20 protein-coding genes are annotated in these 17,928 nt (G+C 54.0%); 6 read left to right on the top strand and 14 right to left on the bottom strand.

Translation table 11 applies throughout. The annotated features are described in order from the left end of the window. Positions 1 to 15: 15 nt before the first annotated feature. Complete coding sequence (locus V2154_RS18575; protein ID WP_353503385.1) at positions 16 to 2,157, top strand: polysaccharide biosynthesis tyrosine autokinase; 2,142 nt, start codon at positions 16 to 18, stop codon at positions 2,155 to 2,157. Between the two features lie 56 nt (positions 2,158 to 2,213). On the opposite strand, the gene mltC is transcribed toward V2154_RS18575, so the two are convergent. The 3 genes from mltC to mutY all read right to left on the bottom strand — a co-directional run bounded on the left by mltC (position 2,214) and on the right by mutY (position 4,736). After that, a complete protein-coding gene (mltC, locus tag V2154_RS18570) occupies positions 2,214 to 3,290 on the bottom strand; it encodes a membrane-bound lytic murein transglycosylase MltC (RefSeq protein ID WP_353503384.1) in 1,077 nt (358 codons plus the stop codon). Positions 3,291 to 3,384: 94 nt separating this feature from the next. Then, positions 3,385 to 3,657, bottom strand: coding sequence for an oxidative damage protection protein (locus V2154_RS18565; protein ID WP_034793128.1), 273 nt, complete (start codon positions 3,655 to 3,657; stop codon positions 3,385 to 3,387). Beyond that, complete coding sequence (mutY, locus tag V2154_RS18560; protein WP_353503383.1) at positions 3,654 to 4,736, bottom strand: A/G-specific adenine glycosylase; 1,083 nt, start codon at positions 4,734 to 4,736, stop codon at positions 3,654 to 3,656. The genes V2154_RS18565 and mutY overlap by 4 nt, the downstream gene beginning before the upstream one ends. A 200-nt stretch (positions 4,737 to 4,936) precedes the next feature. Between mutY and trmB the strand changes: the two genes are divergently transcribed. The 4 genes from trmB to V2154_RS18540 all read left to right on the top strand — a co-directional run bounded on the left by trmB (position 4,937) and on the right by V2154_RS18540 (position 7,788). Then, complete coding sequence (trmB, locus tag V2154_RS18555) at positions 4,937 to 5,656, top strand: tRNA (guanosine(46)-N7)-methyltransferase TrmB (RefSeq protein ID WP_353503382.1); 720 nt, start codon at positions 4,937 to 4,939, stop codon at positions 5,654 to 5,656. Further along, entirely contained in the window at positions 5,656 to 5,982 is a 327-nt protein-coding gene (locus V2154_RS18550; RefSeq protein WP_353503381.1) for a YggL family protein, read from the top strand. Before trmB ends, V2154_RS18550 begins: the two co-directional genes overlap by 1 nt. 124 nt (positions 5,983 to 6,106) lie before the next feature. Next, a complete protein-coding gene (glsB, locus tag V2154_RS18545; protein WP_353503380.1) occupies positions 6,107 to 7,033 on the top strand; it encodes a glutaminase B in 927 nt (308 codons plus the stop codon). A 26-nt stretch (positions 7,034 to 7,059) separates the two neighbouring features. Next, on the top strand, positions 7,060 to 7,788 hold the full coding sequence (locus V2154_RS18540) for a YggN family protein (RefSeq protein ID WP_353503379.1): 729 nt from the start codon (positions 7,060 to 7,062) through the stop codon (positions 7,786 to 7,788). Positions 7,789 to 7,918: 130 nt separating this feature from the next. Here the strand turns inward: V2154_RS18540 and V2154_RS18535 are convergent, their stop codons facing one another. The 7 genes from V2154_RS18535 to V2154_RS18505 form a co-directional block, all read right to left on the bottom strand. Beyond that, the gene (locus V2154_RS18535) at positions 7,919 to 9,544 is read right to left on the bottom strand and encodes an FMN-binding glutamate synthase family protein (protein WP_353503378.1); all 1,626 of its coding nucleotides are present in this window, start codon (positions 9,542 to 9,544) and stop codon (positions 7,919 to 7,921) included. A 124-nt stretch (positions 9,545 to 9,668) separates the two neighbouring features. Next, on the bottom strand, positions 9,669 to 10,805 hold the full coding sequence (hemW, locus tag V2154_RS18530) for a radical SAM family heme chaperone HemW (RefSeq protein ID WP_353503377.1): 1,137 nt from the start codon (positions 10,803 to 10,805) through the stop codon (positions 9,669 to 9,671). Beyond that, a complete protein-coding gene (gene rdgB, locus V2154_RS18525; protein WP_353503376.1) occupies positions 10,798 to 11,406 on the bottom strand; it encodes an RdgB/HAM1 family non-canonical purine NTP pyrophosphatase in 609 nt (202 codons plus the stop codon). Before rdgB ends, hemW begins: the two co-directional genes overlap by 8 nt. A 77-nt stretch (positions 11,407 to 11,483) precedes the next feature. Next, positions 11,484 to 11,789: a DUF167 family protein YggU gene (yggU, locus tag V2154_RS18520; RefSeq protein ID WP_034793106.1), complete on the bottom strand. Its 306-nt coding sequence runs from the start codon at positions 11,787 to 11,789 to the stop codon at positions 11,484 to 11,486. Further along, positions 11,774 to 12,328 (bottom strand): YggT family protein, encoded by a 555-nt coding sequence (locus tag V2154_RS18515; RefSeq protein WP_034793103.1) that lies wholly within the window; start codon positions 12,326 to 12,328, stop codon positions 11,774 to 11,776. Before V2154_RS18515 ends, yggU begins: the two co-directional genes overlap by 16 nt. Before the next feature lie 86 nt (positions 12,329 to 12,414). Next, entirely contained in the window at positions 12,415 to 13,236 is an 822-nt protein-coding gene (gene proC / locus V2154_RS18510) for a pyrroline-5-carboxylate reductase (protein ID WP_353503375.1), read from the bottom strand. A gap of 55 nt (positions 13,237 to 13,291) precedes the next feature. After that, positions 13,292 to 14,002, bottom strand: coding sequence for a YggS family pyridoxal phosphate-dependent enzyme (locus tag V2154_RS18505; RefSeq protein WP_353503374.1), 711 nt, complete (start codon positions 14,000 to 14,002; stop codon positions 13,292 to 13,294). A 21-nt stretch (positions 14,003 to 14,023) separates the two neighbouring features. On the opposite strand from V2154_RS18505, the gene V2154_RS18500 reads away from it, so the two are divergent. Then, positions 14,024 to 15,064, top strand: a complete 1,041-nt coding sequence (locus V2154_RS18500; RefSeq protein ID WP_353503373.1) for a type IV pilus twitching motility protein PilT — start codon at positions 14,024 to 14,026, stop codon at positions 15,062 to 15,064. Here the strand turns inward: V2154_RS18500 and ruvX are convergent. From ruvX to rsmE, 4 genes are all read right to left on the bottom strand, one after another. Next, on the bottom strand, positions 15,009 to 15,449 hold the full coding sequence (gene ruvX, locus V2154_RS18495) for a Holliday junction resolvase RuvX (RefSeq protein WP_353503372.1): 441 nt from the start codon (positions 15,447 to 15,449) through the stop codon (positions 15,009 to 15,011). The two genes, V2154_RS18500 and ruvX, sit on opposite strands and share 56 nt — an antisense overlap. Then, positions 15,449 to 16,012: a YqgE/AlgH family protein gene (locus tag V2154_RS18490; RefSeq protein WP_353503371.1), complete on the bottom strand. Its 564-nt coding sequence runs from the start codon at positions 16,010 to 16,012 to the stop codon at positions 15,449 to 15,451. The genes ruvX and V2154_RS18490 overlap by 1 nt, the downstream gene beginning before the upstream one ends. An 89-nt stretch (positions 16,013 to 16,101) precedes the next feature. Beyond that, entirely contained in the window at positions 16,102 to 17,052 is a 951-nt protein-coding gene (gene gshB, locus V2154_RS18485) for a glutathione synthase (protein WP_353503370.1), read from the bottom strand. 136 nt (positions 17,053 to 17,188) lie between these two features. Further along, positions 17,189 to 17,920, bottom strand: a complete 732-nt coding sequence (gene rsmE / locus V2154_RS18480) for a 16S rRNA (uracil(1498)-N(3))-methyltransferase (protein WP_353503369.1) — start codon at positions 17,918 to 17,920, stop codon at positions 17,189 to 17,191. Positions 17,921 to 17,928: the final 8 nt, after the last annotated feature.

Genomic DNA, 17,928 nt, shown 5'->3' with positions numbered 1-17,928 from the left:
GCCAAAGGAATAAATATGCTTGCTAAAGGCGAACCGCATCAGGATGTGCACCAAGAAAACGACATTGATTTGCGCTATTTGCTAGGGGTATTAATTGACGCTAAGAAGATGCTGATAGGCATTACGCTAACAGGTTTTCTATTGGGTTTTCTCTGTGTATGGAGCATGCCTACCGTCTATAAGGCTGATGCTTTGATTCAACTCGATAAAAGCACCGGCAGTAGCTTACTTAATGGGATATTTGATTTTGCCAATGGCCATGCGTCGCTTGCAACCACAGAAATTACCTTAATAAAGTCTCGTTCGATATTAGGCAATACGGTATCAGTGCTTGCGCTGGATAATGTGGTGCGAGAGAAGAAATGGCCACTCATCGGCGGGTTATTTCCCCAGCCCACCACGCGCCTCAAGGTGCCACTGTTTACCCCACCCGAGAAGATGCAGGGCAAACCTTTTACGCTGACGCTAATGGACTCTGGCCGGTTTCATTTGCAAGGAGAAGGGGTCTCTGCCGAAGGGGAGGTTGGCAAAGAATTAACCTTGCCGGATCTGCGCATTCTGGTTCAGGCCGTTGATGCGCCAGTCGGCTCTATCTTCATCTTAAATAAAATCAGTCAATTTGCGGCAATGGAGGCGATCAATAAAAACCTGACCGTTGCCGAAACATCCAAGGACAGTGGCGTTTTGCGCCTGAGCTTGTCGGGGACGGATAAAGTATTAATCCGTCAAATCGTCGATGAGCTGAGTGTCGCCTATTTGAAACAAAATATCGATCGTAAGTCAGAATCTGCCAGTAAAAGTCTAGCGTTTTTGCAGCAGCAGCTTCCCAAAATAGAGTCGCAGTTGGAAAAAAGTGAAGCCAGCCTCAGGCATTACAGGCAGCTAAACGAATCTATTGATTTACCCATGGAGGCTCGTGGCATCTTGGAGGCAGAAGTCGCGATAACCACGCAATTGAACGGTCTGACTTTCGAAGAGGCCGAACTCTCAAAACGCTACACCAAAGCGCACCCGGTGTATCGCGCACTGGCTGAAAAGAGAAAGACGTTATCGGCGAGTAAAGCCGCGCTGGAGTCAAAAATTAACGGTATGCCGAAAACGCAGCAGGACATCTTGCGATTAACGCGCGATGTGCAAACGGCGCAAGAAATGCATTCTTTGTTAACTAGCAAACAACGAGAAATGGAGATTAAGAAGGTCAGCACCGTAGGGAATGTCCATATCATCGACTCTGCTCAGACATTACCTAACCCCGTGGGGCCGAATAAACCGATGTTGCTAGTGCTTGCGCTGATGTGCAGCGCATTTCTGGCATTAGGTGTCGTACTGTTGAGAAACGCCTTGAAACGCGGCATCAGTTCCTCACATGAACTCGAGTTGCTGGGTTTAAAAGTGTATAGCAGCCTGCCTCATTCCAAGCACCAAAGCATCACGAGATTATTTAAGGCGAAAAAAAATCTACCGCGAAAACATAGTTTATTGGCTATAGAAAATCCCGATGACTTGGTAGTAGAAGCGATCAGAAGTTTGCGCACCGGTCTCTACTTTCTACTCAAAGAGGCCAATAATAAGATTCTGATGGTGGTTGGGCCTACCAGTGGAGTGGGTAAAAGCTTCGTGATTAGCAATTTGGCCGTGGTGCTTGCCCAGTCGAACTTACGTGTCTTATTGGTTGATTGCGACATGCGCAAAGGTTGCTTACACCTTCCCTTTAAGTTGAAAGAGCATCGGGGGTTGGCGGAGCTACTCTCAGGACAGAAAAAGATTGCGGAGTGTCTCTACAAAACCTGTCTTCCGCAGCTTGACTTGGTTCCTCGTGGCATCGCACCCTCGAATCCGTCTGAGCTACTGTTGACGCCGCGCTTTGGCGAATTCTGCGATTGGGCGACTAAAAACTATGATGTGGTCTTATTTGATACTCCGCCGATCCTCGCCGTCAGCGATGCTGCGATTATCAGTAAATATGCCGGCACCAGCTTAATGGTGGCTCGCTTTGAAATGACATCCGCTAAGGAAGTTGAACTGGCTATGCAGCGTTTTGAGCAGCAGGGACACACCATCACCGGCGTGGTGCTCAACTCGGTCGAGCCACGGGTGGCGCAATTTTATCAGTATGGTCATTTTGAGAATTACCAATACAAATCTGATACCCACTAAGCACAAAAAACGGAGGCCAAAGGCCTCCGTTTTCTTTCATGCCAACTAGCACCAGGCTAATCCACCCGGCGATAGCTCTTCTGCGTGGTATTAACCTTATACAGATAGCGGCGTGACTCGCCTGATGGGTGTTTGGTGGTCAGCGTGGTGTAAACGTCACCCGGCTCCATGCTGTTGATGATGCTAAACGCACGGTTTTTATCGCTGGAGAAGACGCGCAACACGCTGCCCGCGCCGCCGTTGTAGGCGGTGATCACAGCATAACGTTTGGAGGTTGGGTTGGTGATATTACCCAAGTAGACGTTTTGCAGCATCGCCAGATAGGCAGTACCGGTGTTGATGTTGTTTTGTGGATCAAACAGATAGCTGCGACTTGGCTTGCCCCATTTGCCCTCTGATTTGAACACGTCAACGCCCGCAGTGTGCTGAACAACCTGCATTAAGCCCAGTGCATCAGCATGACTCACGGCATATGGGTTGAATGCGGATTCAGTTTGCATAATGGCGAGGATCAGCGACTGGTCTACGCCGTACTTGGCGGAGGCTTCTCGCACCATTGGCAGGTATTTATGTGCACGTTTGTTCAGGTGGTTTGGCACCATCTGAATAGTAACGGAATAGATGATGTGTAGCCCCGACTGGCGGCGCTGCAGCTTGTTCTGTACCAGATAATCGGCAAAATTAGACGCCCGACCCTGCCAGCGGATTGGCTGCCCGGTGTTGTCCAAAACCTGACCGTAAAGCATCGGCTCTTTACTGATCTGAATATCGTTGGCGTCGGAATAGAGGTCTACATTGCCCGGATCATCGCCTACCAGCAAGGTGCTGATAATCGCCTGACGAAGGTTAGCGGTCGGGTTAGTTCCGGCAATGGTTTCAATAGTGATGGTACCCGCATCAAAGTTGATGTGGCTACGGGTGTAATATTGATCGCTGTATTTTACGTAGTCTTTAGGACCGGCGATAAGGACTTCATTCAGCCCCCAGATATTCTCGATATTGTGAGCAAATTGGCCCATCAAAATATCGAAGCCATTGGTATCCTTGACGTAAGCTTCATTGAACTGGTCTTTTTTGCTCGAGCAGGAGATCAGGAGCGGGGCGATGACCAACAGCGCTAAAATTTTCTTCATCTTCAAAGCCGTATCGTGATGAAAGATGTCAGGCGGTTAATTTCGCGAAATAACGGCCTGACGGGGTTTCTAAATGGAGTGTTATCGACGGCAATTATTTTGACGGCGGCGTATAGCCTTCGATATGCACGTCCTGCCCTTCAAACAGGAAATTCACCATTTCCTGTTCCAGCAATTTGCGGTCATCGGGATTCATCATGCTGAGTTTTTTCTCATTAATTAGCATGGTTTGTTTGCTCATCCACTGTGACCAGGCTTCTTTAGAAATCTCATTGAAAATGCGTTTACCCAGTTCGCCCGGATAAAGCTGGAAGTCCTGACCTTCCGCATCACGTTTTAGAAAGGTACAAAAAATCGTTCTGCTCATGCTGATTCCTTATCGATCATGCTGTTGGGCGACTCTTTCGCCAACTGCGTTAACAAACGCTCTACCGGCGCGGCGAGCCCAACGGATTGTGGTTGCGCTAAGTTATACCAGAGACCCGCACCTTCATCCATGCAACCCGGCACTGAGCGCAGATTTAGCCACATTGGAACGATATCCAGATGGAAATGGCTGAAAGTGTGACGAAAAGCCACCTGCTGCTGCAACTGATTAAGGGTAACACCGTATTTATGCAGGCCACTTTCCAGCTCTTCTTCACTGGCAAATTGTGGGAAACAGAACAAACCGCCCCACAGGCCAACCGGCGGGCGCTGCTCCAGCCACACATTGTCTTTATGTTGAATCATCAACATAAAGGCCGTTTTCTCTGGCAGGGTCTTTTTCGGTTTTTTGCCGGGATATTTCGCCCAGCTGTTGTGTGCGTATGACTCACACTGGGTATTTAGCGGGCACAGCTCGCATTTTGGTTTGGAACGCGTGCAAACCATAGCCCCCAAATCCATCATCGCTTGGTTAAATTGCTCAACACCCTTGGCTGGCGTGACCTCTTCGGCGATGGCCCATAAACGGTTTTCGACCTTTTTCTCACCCGGCCAGCCTTCGATGGCGTAACAGCGCGACAGCACGCGTTTGACGTTGCCGTCGAGAATCGGGTGGTGCTGGCCCAGTGAGAGAGACAGCACGGCTCCGGCAGTCGAACGGCCGATTCCCGGCAGCGCGTTAACTGCCTCAAAATCGGTGGGGAACACGCCACCGTGCTCGCTGGCGATGGTCTGAGCGGCTTTATGCAAGTTGCGGGCGCGGGCGTAATAGCCCAGCCCGGTCCACAAATGCAGAACTTCATCCTGTGGCGCGGCGGCGAGATCGCTGACGGTCGGGAAACGCGCCATAAAGCGTTCAAAATAGGGGATCACCGTCGCAACCTGTGTTTGTTGCAACATCACCTCGGAGAGCCATACTTTGTAAGGCGTTTTTTCGAGCTGCCACGGTAATGTTTTGCGGCCAAAGCGCTGGTACCATTCGAGTACCGCTGGCGCGAACTGGTTCTGCGCTTGCTTCATAAATGAGTGATGGGTCCGGCAGGATAAATTCAGGGCGGGATCACATCACAGAGTCTGGTGGGTGTAAACCGGAAGTTTCCGACCTGTTTCTGGCCGCAACGCTTGCTTATCACCCCTAGGTTTGGATAATGCGCCATTCCTGAATTTGTTGCCCAACCGCGCACTGCTGAAAGAGCACTGCCCAATAGAGTGAAAGCCCTATGAAAAACGACGTCATTTCACCGGAGTTCGATGAGAACGGTCGCGCCATGCGCCGTATTCGCAGTTTTGTCCGCCGCCAGGGCCGCCTGACTAAAGGCCAGCAACACGCGCTCGACAATATCTGGCCGGTAATGGGCGTTGAATATCAGGCAGAAGTTCTGGATATCGATGCGCTGTTTGGCCGCGCCGCGCCAACCGTGTTAGAAATCGGTTTCGGCATGGGTACCTCCCTGGTCACCATGGCGCAGCAAAATCCTGAGCAGAACTTTATCGGCATTGAAGTCCACTCACCGGGCGTGGGCGCATGTTTGATGACGGCTCAGGAAGAAGGGGTCAGCAACCTGCGCGTGATGTGTCACGACGCGGTTGAAGTGTTGGAAAAGATGATCCCGAATGGCTCACTGGACATGGTGCAGCTATTCTTTCCTGACCCATGGCACAAAGCGCGTCATAATAAGCGCCGTATCGTGCAACCAGCCTTCGTTGAGCTGCTGCGTAGCAAATTAAAAGTCGGGGGCGTATTCCACATGGCGACCGACTGGGAGCCGTACGCTGAACATATGCTTGAGGTGATGACCAGCCTTGAAGACTGGAAAAACCTGTCGCAAGACAACAACTATGTTCCGCGTCCAGAATCGCGCCCAGTAACCAAGTTCGAAATGCGTGGCCAGCGTTTAGGCCACGGCGTATGGGATCTGATGTTTGAGAGGAAGCAATAATGGCCACGAATCGTAGTCGTCGTTTACGTAAAAAGTTACACATTGCCGAGTTCCAGGAACTGGGCTTCTCAGTAAAATGGCGTTTCGCGGAAGGCACCCCGGTTGAAACTATCGATGAGCAGCTTGATGCGTTCATCGAAGGCGTTATCGAGCCAAACAAGCTGGCGTTTGACGGCAGCGGCTACCTGCAGTGGGAAGGTTTGATCTGCCTGCAGGAAATCGGTCACTGCACCGACGAGCACCGCGCACAGGTTAAAAAATGGTTGGAAGACCATAAAATGGAAGATGTAGAAGTTTCCGACCTGTTCGATATCTGGTGGGATTGATTCTGTCGTCATCCTTCGCGCGACATCTGCTGCCTTGATGCAGCGCGAATGTTTTTGGCAGAATGAATAACGGAATTATTAAAGGTGCCTTCGGGGCACCTTTGTCATATCTGGAGTCGAGACGTTGGTAACCGAATTAGATAACCGTTTACTGGAAGATATTCTTGAGCAAGTCCGCCCGCTGATTGGTCGCGGCAAAGTGGCGGATTACATTCCGGCGCTGGCTGAAGTCAATCCTGACAATCTCGGTATTGCGGTCTGTACCACGTCTGGGGAGACGTTCAGCGCTGGCGACGCCAACGAGCGTTTTTCCATTCAGTCGATTTCCAAAGTATTAAGCCTGACGCTGGCGCTGACGCGCTATCAGGAGAGTGAAATCTGGCAGCGCGTCGGCAAAGAGCCGTCGGGCCAGCCGTTTAACTCCTTAGTTCAGCTTGAGCTGGAGCAGGGCAAGCCGCGCAATCCCTTTATCAATCCCGGCGCGCTGGTGGTGTGCGATTTACTGCAAACTCGCCTCGCCGCTCCTAAGCAACGCATGCTCGAAGTGGTCCGTCAATTGGCCGGACAGCCAGATCTCAACTACGATCGACACGTGGCGCGTTCGGAATTTGATAATTCCGACCGTAACGCAGCCATTGCCTATTTAATGAAATCTTTCGGTAATTTCGAAAACGACGTCATTACCGTGCTTCACACCTATTTTCATTATTGTGCGCTGCGCATGAGCTGTGTCGAACTGGCACGAACCTTTGCTTATTTGGCGAATAAGGGCCAGCCGCTCGACAGCGACGAGCCGCTGATTGACGCGCGACAGGCCAGACAAATCAATGCGTTAATGGTGACGAGCGGCATGTACGACGGCGCGGGGGAGTTTGCCTATCGCGTGGGGATGCCTGGCAAGTCTGGCGTCGGCGGCGGTATCATCGCCATCGTCCCAGGGGAGATGTGCATTGCAGTTTGGTCACCCGAACTTGATGCCGCAGGGAACTCTTTGGCCGGAACCGCTGCCTTAGAGAAACTGGCGCAACGAATTGGCCGTTCGATTTTTTAATTGTTTGCTGTTGGAAGGGAGAAAACATGGAATTTAAGACCGGATTGAAAATGAGCATCGCAGGGCTGTTGGCGATGACCGCATGGAGTGCGCAGGCGGACTACCAGTGTAGCGTTAATCCGCAAGATGACGTGGTGATTAAGCCGCAAACCGTGCAGGTGGTGGGCGCCAGCGGCAACTTGCTGATCACCCCGAACGGTGATGTCACGCTAAATGGCAAACAGCCGACGCTGAGCGCCAAACAGCGCCAAGAAGCGATTGATTATCAGGCCGCGCTGCGCCGCGACCTGCCGTGGATTGACCAAGGTGCCACCGCGCATCTGGAAAAAGGCCGCGTGGCGATGGATAAAGTCATCGTCGAGAAGCTGGGCAGTGACAGCAACGTGCGCAATCGCCTGACCACTCTCAACACTCAGCTTAAGCAGCAGATGAACCGCATCATCGAGCACCGCAGCGATGGCCTGACTTACCACTATAAAGCCGTGGATCAGGTGAAAGAGGATGGGCGTCGTATTCTCGAGCAGAGCATGGGCGGCGTCATGCAGGACAGCCTGAACGAAATGGGCGTCAAGCAGGCAACCAGCGGCGGCAACCCACTGCAAGCCGTGATGGGCAATCTGGGCGGCTTACAGCAGGCTGTGCAGAATGAGTGGAGCAAACAGGAGCAGGACTTCAAAAACTTCGGTGATGACGTCTGTAAACGCGTAACCTCACTCGATACCCAGCACAAGACGTTAATGGCGAGTTTGAAGTAATCGCGCCATTAATTGCGCCATCATAAATCTCTAATCCCGCCACAATCGCGCCATATTCGCCAACAAAAGTGGCGCGATTAGGGTGTGAAAGTGGCGCAATAGTGGCGCGAGTCTGCTCATCGCGCCATTCTTAACTCGCCAGCGCGATCAGCTGAGCATCAAAACTTGATGGCGTTGCCATCCGCCACATGCGGCTATAGAAGTCGCTTTCTATCTTATCTTTCAGCAGTGCGCCGGGTTCCAGATAGTAGTAGATATCCGCGTAGACCTTGATTTCCGTTGACGTGATGCGGCGCAGCATATGGTGTGACGTAAGCTGCTCTGGGCGGCTGACGCCCGCTGCGGCCAGCATCTCGGCCAATGCTTTGACGGTATTTTGGTGGAAATGGTAAACCCGCTCGGCCTTGTCCGGCACGACTAAGGCTTTCTGCCGCAGACTATCTTGAGTGGCGACGCCGGTCGGGCAGCGGTTGGTGTGGCAACTCTGCGATTGAATGCAGCCGACGGCAAACATAAAGCCGCGCGCCGAGTTCACCCAGTCCGCGCCCAGCGCCATGACGCTGGCGATATCAAAGGCGCTGATCATCTTGCCGCTGGCACCAATCTTGATTTTATTGCGCAGGTTACAGCCGGTCAGGGTGTTGTGTACAAACAGCAGCCCCTCGCGCAGCGGCATCCCCATGTAGTTCGACAGCTCGAGCGGTGCTGCGCCTGTGCCGCCTTCTTTACCATCAACCACGATAAAGTCCGGCAGGATCTTGGTTTCCAGCATGGCTTTGGCGATAGCCACGAACTCCCACGGATGGCCGATGCACAGCTTGAAGCCGACAGGTTTGCCGCCGGAGAGCTCGCGCAGCTTGGCGATGAAATGCATCATCTCGCGCGGATTGCTAAACGCGCTGTGAGAAGCCGGAGAGATGCAATCTACGCCCTGCGGCACGCCGCGCGTTGCGGCGATTTCGGCATCCACTTTCTTGCCCGGCAGGATCCCGCCGTGGCCGGGTTTAGCCCCCTGACTCAGTTTTATCTCGATCATTTTGACCTGAGAGCTTTTTGCCTGACGGGCAAACTGCACCGGGTCAAACTCGCCGTTCTCCGTGCGGCAGCCGAAATAGCCGCTGCCCAGTTCCCACACTAGGTCGCCGCCGTGTTCGCGGTGGTAGCGGCTGATGCTGCCTTCGCCGGTATCGTGGTAGAAATTGCCCATTGCTGCGCCTTTGTTCAGGGCGCGAATGGCGTTAGCGGAGAGCGCGCCGAAGCTCATGGCGGAGATATTAAATACTGAGGCGGAGTAGGGCTGCTGGCAGTCCGGTCCGCCAATCTCGACGCGGAAGCTTTCCGGGTCCGACACCGGCACGGGCTGCATTGAGTGGCCGATGCACTCATAGCCGGTTTGATAGACGTCCAGCAAGGTGCCAAAAGGCTTCTCGCCCATCTCGTTTTTGGCGCGGCGATAGACAAGCGTGCGCTGGGTACGTGAGAACGGGATCTCTTCGTTATCTTCTTCCAATAAATACTGGCGCAGCTCGGGGCGAATAAATTCAATCAAAAAGCGTATGCGGCCAATCACCGGATAGTTACGGCAAATCGAGTGGCGCTTCTGCACCACGTCCCAGCAGCCAAGCAGGCTCAGCGCGGCGAAGATCAGGGTGACTATCCACATGCCTTCAATGCGTGAGAGGTAAAACAGGCTGACGAGGGTGATAAGCAGGCACAGCGTAAAGCAGGTGTAGCGGCTGAATAGAGAGACTTTCATGACAGCTCCTGTCGTTTTATCTTGCGGATGCAGTTGTCTACTGCTTAACCACAGAGTACTGACAGGAGCCGAATGTTATTTGATTGTTAGTGGCAGATTGCTTTTAGTTACATTTAATTAACTTCTATTCATCCAAAAACAGTTCCAGCAAGGAGTTGAGGAACAGCTTGCCGTGCTCGGTGATTTGCCAGTGTGAATCCGTTTCGAGCAGATAATTCTTGGCGATAGCCTCATCCAACTGCGGGCGAATGGTGGATTCGTCCAAACCGGTATAAATTGCAAACTCCTCGCGCGGCGCGGCTTCCAGCAGGCGAAAACGGTTCATAAAGAACTCAAACGGCAGCTCGGCGGTTTCCACCTGATGCTGTTTATCCATGTAGCGCCCTTGCATATAACCCCGTGGATGCTTGGTTTTCACGGTACGCAAAATCTGCCCGTCGGGTTGAGTGAGCTTGCCATGCGCGCCACAGCCAATGCCGAGGTAGTCGCCAAAACGCCAGTAGTTGAGGTTGTGCTGGCACTGATAACCTGGCTTGGCGTAGGCCGAGGTTTCATACTGCTGGTAGCCCGCGGCGGTCAGCAGCTGGTCGCCCTGCTCGAAGATATCCCACAGCGCGTCGTCGTCTGGGAGCTTTGGCGGGCGCGAAGCGAACATGGTATTAGGCTCGATGGTGAGCTGATACCAAGAGAGGTGCGGCGGATTGAGAGCAATCGCCTGTCGCAAATCGTCCAGCGCCTCTTCCAGCGTCTGATCGGGCAAACCGTGCATTAAGTCGAGGTTGAAGCTGCGCAGCCCGAGGCCGGTTGCCAGATGCGCGGCGCGTTTAGCCTCATCAGGGCCGTGAATGCGCCCCAGACGCTCCAGCTTTTGCGCACTAAAGCTTTGCACACCAATTGAGATGCGATTGACGCCGGCGCGCTGGTAGCCGCTGAAGCGGTCTGCTTCCACCGTGCCGGGGTTGGCTTCCATGGTGATCTCAGCATCAGCCGCCAACGGCAGGCGCGCGCGCACGCCGTCGAGCAGGTTTTGCATCGCTTGCGCGCTGAGCAAACTTGGGGTTCCGCCGCCGATAAAAATGGTCTTCACCTCGCGGCCCGCGGTCAGATGCAGGTCAGCATCCAGATCTGCCAGCAAGTGCGCCACATAATCGTCGTGCGGCACTTCGCCTTTCAGCGCGTGTGAATTGAAATCGCAGTACGGACATTTCTGCACGCACCACGGGATATGGATGTAAAGACTTAGCGGCGGTAACTTACGCATTCTTCTGGGTTTTCTCTTTCATAGCGGCAAGCAGTAATTTCAGTGCCTGCCCGCGGTGGGATACCGCGCTTTTCTCTTCACGGGTCAGTTCGGCGGCGGATTTACCCAGCGCCGGAACCTGGAAGATAGGGTCATAGCCGAAGCCGCCTTTGCCCGCTTCCGCAAACAGGATTTCGCCGTCCCAGCTGCCGTGGCAGACGATGGGCGTCGGGTCTTCGGCGTGGCGCATATAAACCAGCACGCAGTGGAACTGGGCGCTGCGCTGGCCCTGCGGCACGTCTTTCAGCGTGACCAGCAGTTTATCGAGATTCTGCTGATCGCTGGCTTCTAAACCGGCATAACGTGCCGAGTAGATGCCCGGTGCGCCGCCCAAGATATCCACGGCTAAGCCGGAATCATCGGCGATGGCAGGCAGGCCGGTGATGGCGGCGGCGTGGCGCGCTTTCAAAATGGCGTTCTCAATAAAGGTCAGGCCGGTTTCCTCGGCTGACTCCACGCCAAGCTCGGTTTGAGCCACAACATCAAGGCCGAAGTCAGCTAACAGGTGGGCGAGTTCGCGCACTTTGCCGGGGTTGCCGGTCGCTAAGACTACTTTTTGCATGAGATTTTATCCTGATAAAGCGGCTTACTTACCCTTTGCGGGCGTCAGTCCGGCTTTATTGTCCTGAGAGTTAACGATTATTTTGCGAGCAACGTCGCGACTTCGGTCGGTATCTGTTGCGGATTTTCAATGCGGACTTGTTTGTGACGGCCCAATTCGCCTTTCTCAATACTGACCTGACTTTTGGCGACTTTAAACTGTTTGGCGAGGTATTTCACCAGATGCGTATTCGCTTGACCATCAACGGGCGGGGCGGTGATGGCGACTTTGAACTCGTCGCCATGCAAACCTATCAGGCCGTCGCGGCTGGCTTTCGGCTGAATAACTAGCCGTAAAACCAGTGCGTCGGCCTGCCAGCAGACCGGGTTTAGAGCAGGAACCACAGCTCACCCAGCAGATCCATACCAAGATAATTCAGCATATAGAGGATAAGGATCACCACCATCGCTGAGAAGTCGATACCGCCCATCGCGGGCAAAAAGCGGCGAATCGGCGACATTAGCGGCTCGGTCAGCTGCATCAATACATAGTCCATCGGCCCACGGCCCTGGCTGACCCAGCTCATCAGCGAGCGGATAATGATAAGCCAGAACACCAGATAGCCCGCCGACTTCACCAGCGCAATCAGGCCGAACAGCAGGTTATAAGGGCTAAGTGAAATTCCTCCGCCCTGAATCAACAGCAGCAGTGGATATTTGATAGTCATCAGCAAGAAAGCCAGCAGCAGCGAGGCGCTGTCAATCGGCCCCAGCGGCGGAATAATGCGACGCAGCGGCCCAATGATTGGCTGGGTGATTTTCACCACGAACTGTGAGAACGGATTGTAAAAATCGGTCCGCGCCCACTGCATCCAGATGCGTAATAGTAAAACCATGACATACAGGTCAATCAGGGTTTTAACCAAGAAAGTCAGCGTTAACATGCGTTACCCTTGTGTTTGCCCGGCATCGTGCGAGACGGCTCGCAGGAGCTAGGGCATCAATATTTTTATGTGTTCAGAATGATGAATTAGAACAGTTTTTCCATTTCCTGCGCGCGTTTAATGGCAGCTTGCATGGCTTGCGAAACAATTTCTGGCAACTTCTGATCGGTAAGGACTTTTAGCGCTTCGAAGGTCGTGCCGCCTTTTGAGGTGACGTTCTCGCGCAGGGTGGACAGCGGCGTGTCCGGGCTGGCGGCCACTAGTGCTGACGCGCCCCTTGCCGCTTGCTCAACCAGCATACGGGCGGTGTCGGTACTAAAACCTAAACGCTCGGCTTCGGCTTGCATCGCTTCCATAAACAGGAAGAAATAGGCCGGCGCACTGCCCGCGGCGGCGATAACGTGGTTAATACCTTCTTCGCTATCAACCCAGCACACTTTGCCGACGGCGGTCATCAGGTCGCTGGTGTAGTCGCGATCCTGCTGGCCCACGTCTTCTGGCGCATACAAACCGCTCATGCCCTGACCGACCAGCGACGGGGTATTTGGCATAATGCGCACGATCTTCAGATTGTCGCCAAGCAGCTCTTTGAAGCGCGCGACCTTCACGCCTGCGGCGATTGACAGTACCAGTTTCCCGCTAAAATCCACGTCCTTTTGCAGTGTTTTACATACATCTGCCATCAGTTGTGGTTTAACCGCCAGCACAACAACCTCGGCTTCTTTGGCGCAGCCAATATTGTCGTCGCTGCTTTTTACGCCATATTTTTCCGCCAGTGGGTCACGGTTTTTGCCCGAAGGGGCGCACACGCTGATTAAGTTTGCCGGATAGCCGCTTTCGATCAGGCCAGAAATGATGGCACCTGCCATGTTACCGGCGCCGATAAAACAGAGTTTGCGATGTTGCATGAGGCTCCTTGCTAGCTTGATGCTGGATTTTTATAGGATATGGGGATGAATGTGACTAAGCGTAGTCACGCGCACCAAATATTGCGGTACCAATTCGCACCATGGTACTGCCAGCGGCAATCGCGGCGGGCATGTCATCGGTCATCCCCATCGACAGCGTGTCGGCCTGCGGGTAGCGCTGGCGCAGGGCGTCAAAGGCTTCGCGCATCTCGGTGAACACCGCCAACTGGCGCTGATAATCGGTTTCTACAGCCGGAATGGCCATCAAGCCGCGCAAAACAAGATTGGGCATCTGGCTTATCTGTTCAGCCAAGGCATCGACTTCACTTAGCGCAATGCCAGACTTACTGGCTTCATCGCTAATGTTTACTTGAATCAATACGTTAAGCGGCGCTAAGCCTGCCGGACGCTGTTCATTTAGTCGCTGGGCAATTTTTAGACGATCGACGGTGTGGCACCAGTCGAAATTCTCAGCCACCAGACGGCTTTTATTGGATTGCAGCGGGCCGATAAAGTGCCATGTCAATGCAGGCTGATGTCCGGCAAAGTGCGCAATCTTCTCCACGCCTTCCTGAACGTAGTTTTCACCGAAGGCCAACTGCCCGGCTTCAATGGCTTTTTCGACGTCGCTCGCAGGTTTAGTTTTGCTGACTGCAAGCAGCGTAATTTCTTCCAGAGGCCGCTCGCAGCGCTTTGCAGCGGCTGCGATTTTCTCACGGACATCCTGTAGGTTCTTCCCAATAGCGTTGTGCTGACTAAGGCTCATAGTGACTCAGGAGGTTTTAAAGTGGATATCAATGGATTTGTGGAGCGTAGTGTAAAGCAAAATGCGTCAGATCTGCACCTCTGCGCCGGACATCAACCGATGTTACGCACGCAGGGAGAATTACAGCCGTTGCAGGGGACGCCCAAAATCAGTGCCGAAAACATGCGCTGGCTGAGTGACATCTGGCTGGAACCCCAGCAGTTGGAGGCGTTACAGCGAGAAGGGCAGGCCGATTGCGCCATCACTCTTGGCACGGGCCAGCGCATCAGGGTGAATTTCTTCAAACAGCTGCACGGCTTGTCAGCCGCGCTGCGCCGCGTGCCGGAGAAATGCCCGCAGCTGGAGCAGCTCCACGTGCCGCAGGTCTTAGCCGAGCTGGCAACCCAAGAGGACGGGTTGATTCTGGTCACCGGCGCTACGGGCAGTGGCAAATCCACCACCCTTGCGGCGATGATTGATTACCTTAATCGCAGCCGGGCGCGGCACGTCATCACGCTGGAAGACCCGATTGAGTTTATTCACCACAGCAAGCGTTGTCTGATTCAGCAGCGCGAGTTGGGGCGACATACGCGATCCTTTATTGAGGCGATACGCGGGGCGCTGCGTGAGGACCCGGACGTGCTGCTGCTTGGCGAATTACGCGACGCAGAAAGCATCCGTCTGGCCCTGACTGCCGCCGAAACCGGCCACTTGGTGCTGGCAACCTTGCATACGCGCAATGCCACTCAGGCCGTCGACCGGCTGGTGGATGTTTTCCCGGCGGAAGAGAAAAACTTTGTGAGAACTCAGCTGGCAGGCAGCCTGCGCGGGATTATCGCGCAAAAGTTGGTAGCCGGAAATGAGGGGAAAAGAGTGGCGCTGTTTGAAGTGCTGACCTCGACGCCAGCCGTAGCCAATTTAATTCGTGAAGGGAAGACACATCAACTGGCGGATGTTTTGCAAACCGGCGGTAAGGCCGGAATGCAAACCTTCGAGCAGAGTCGCTTGCAGCGCGTCGCTACCGGGCTTATTGCTCCGCCGCGGGTTGACTCCACTGCTTCTCAAACCAGCTTTCCAAAATGATGACGGCGGACGCGGCGTCCACGCTGCCTTTGTCTAACGCACGGAATCCGCCGCGATCGAACAGGTCGGCACGGGCTTCGACGGTGCTCAGGCGTTCGTCATGTAGCTCAACCTGAACGCCAAAACGGCCATGCAGGCGATTAGCAAACTTGCGGGCGCGGGCGGTCAGGGGCTGCTCGGTGCCGTCCATATTGAGTGGCAGGCCAACCACCACCAGATCGGGCAGCCACTCTTTCAGCAGCTTCTCAATCTTTTGCCAGTCGGGGGTGCCATCTTGGGCTTTGAAGGAGGTCAGCGGGCGAGCCGTGCCGGTGACTTCTTGACCGATAGCCAGACCGATGCTTTTGGTACCGAAGTCAAAGCCGAATACCGTGCGGTTAGCCATTATGCGTGACCTGCGTGGGTGGCGAGCTGGCTGACGTTGATACCAATCATCTTGGCCGCTTCGCGCCAGCGCTCGGCAATCGGCGTGCGGAACAGGATGTCGCTGTTGGCTTCAATGGTCAGCCACGCGTTGTCCAGCAGCTCTTTCTCCAGCTGGCCCTGCTCCCAGGCGGCGTAGCCCAGCGCGACTAAAACATCTTTCGGCTGATCGGGCGTGCCCAGAGTCTCAAGGACGTCCTTGGAGGTCGTGATCATGGTGGTGTCTGAAATCTGGATGCTGGAGCCAAATCCGGCGCGCGGCGTGTGCAGAATAAACCCGCGATCGTCAGCCAATGGGCCGCCAGAAAATACCGGGCGATCTAAGCGGATTGCAGGATCGCGCGGTGAAGGCGTTATCTCTAATTTATCGAGGACGTTTTCGACGGTGAAATCTTCCACCAGTTTATTAATCACCAGACCCATTGCGCCGTCTTCGTTATGTTCGCAAACATAAACGACCGAACGCTTGAACGTGGGTTCATCTAGTCCGGGCATGGCAATAAGGAAGTGATGTTGTAAGTTCATGGTATGTAAGATTTAACCTTCTAAAATAAGCGCCATGGCGTAGGAGTACGCCATGGCTTAGGTATGACATTAAAGCAGAATGGCTGAAATTAGCGATTTGCCAAACGCTTTTCGATAGCGTCCATCAGCATTCCGGTAACGGAAATCGGGAATGCGGCTTCAATTTCACGGGCGCAGGTCGGGCTGGTCACGTTAATTTCCGTCAGGCGGTCACCAATGATGTCCAGACCGACGAAAATCAAACCTTTCTCTTTGAGAATTGGCGCGACTTTGCGAGCAATGGCCCAATCGCTTTCGCTTAACGGACGGGCTTCGCCACGGCCACCGGCGGCCAGATTCCCACGGGTTTCGCCCTGAGCCGGGATACGCGCCAGGCAGTAAGGCACAGGTTCGCCGTCGACCACCAAGACGCGTTTGTCACCGTCTTTGATGGCCGGCAGGTAGTTTTGCGCCATGCAGAAGCGGCTGCCGTGTTCGGTCAGGGTTTCAATGATAACCGAGACGTTGGCGTCTTCTGGTTTCAGACGGAAGATTGACGCGCCGCCCATGCCGTCCAGCGGCTTGAGGATCACGTCAGTGTGCTCTTTATGGAAAGCTTTGAGTTGTGCCGCATTGCGGGTCACCAGCGTGTCTGGCGTCAGCTCTGGGAACCACGCGGTAAACAGCTTCTCGTTGCAGTCACGCAGGCTCTGCGGTTTGTTCACAATAAGCGTGCCTTTCTCTTCAGCGCGCTCAAGGATGTAAGTGGCGTAGATAAATTCGGTATCAAACGGCGGATCTTTACGCATCAGGATCACGTCCAGATCTTGCAGCGCGATATCCTGCTCTGAGCCGAACTCATACCAATTGTCGTAGTCCTGTTTCACGCTCAGCTTGCGGGTCAGAGCACGACCTTCACCGCCGCGCAGATACAGAGAGTTCATCTCCATATAGTGCAGTTCATAACCGCGACTTTGTGCTTCCAGCAGCATGCCGAAGCTGGTGTCTTTTTTGATATTAATGGACGAAATTGGGTCCATTACGATGCCAAGCTTGATCATGGGTATTCTCCGACACGTTTGGGTCTGTATGACTTGCCATTTAATCTGGCTGCGATTTTGCGTAATAGGACAGTGATGAAGCCCGAACTTAGCGAATTTGTCTATGCCCCTGATGCTTCAAGCGCATAGACCTCGCTTAACCTAAGTCGCCGAAGCGAACTTGCAAAGCGGTGATTGCGGTCAGCGCCGTGGTTTCCGTGCGCAGCACGCGCGGCCCGAGCAAGATATCTGTGAAGCCGTAGCCGCCGGTCATGGCGATCTCTTCGGCGGACAAACCGCCCTCCGGGCCAATCAGCAGGCGGACATTATCCACCGGCAGCGGCAGCGTATTGATGCTGTGGCTGGCGCGCGGGTGCAGATTGAGCTTCAGGCTATTGTCCTGCTCGGCGCACCAGGCTTCTAGCTGCATGGCTTCGCGAATTTCTGGAATACGGTTGCGGCCACACTGCTCGCAGGCCGCGATGGCAATTTTCTGCCACTGCTGGAGCTTCTTCTCCAGCCGCTCGCCGTCGAGTTTAACGCCACAACGCTCTGAAAACAGCGGAGTGATGGTGTTCACGCCCAGCTCGATAGATTTCTGAATGGTGAACTCCATCTTTTCGCCGCGCGAAATCACCTGCCCGAGATGTAAATTCAGCGGAGATTCATTATCGGCCAGCACGCCTGCTCCGACGCTCACGCGAACGCTCTTCTTATCAACGTGGGTGATCGTGGCTTCAAAGGTCTGGTTGCTGCCATCGAACAGCTGAATAGTCTGCCCCGGCTGCATACGCAATACGCGGCCAGTGTGGTTTGCCGCATCTTCGCTAAGCGCAATGTCGCTGTGGTCGATAATAGGTTGCGGGTGAAAAATGCGAGGTATGCGCATGTCGGGCT

Source organism: Ewingella sp. CoE-038-23 (genome assembly GCF_040419245.1).
GTDB classification, from domain to species: Bacteria; Pseudomonadota; Gammaproteobacteria; order Enterobacterales; family Enterobacteriaceae; genus Ewingella; species Ewingella allii.
The sequence above is the reverse complement of the archived record's forward strand: the minus strand, read 5'-3'. Positions and strand labels throughout refer to the sequence as shown.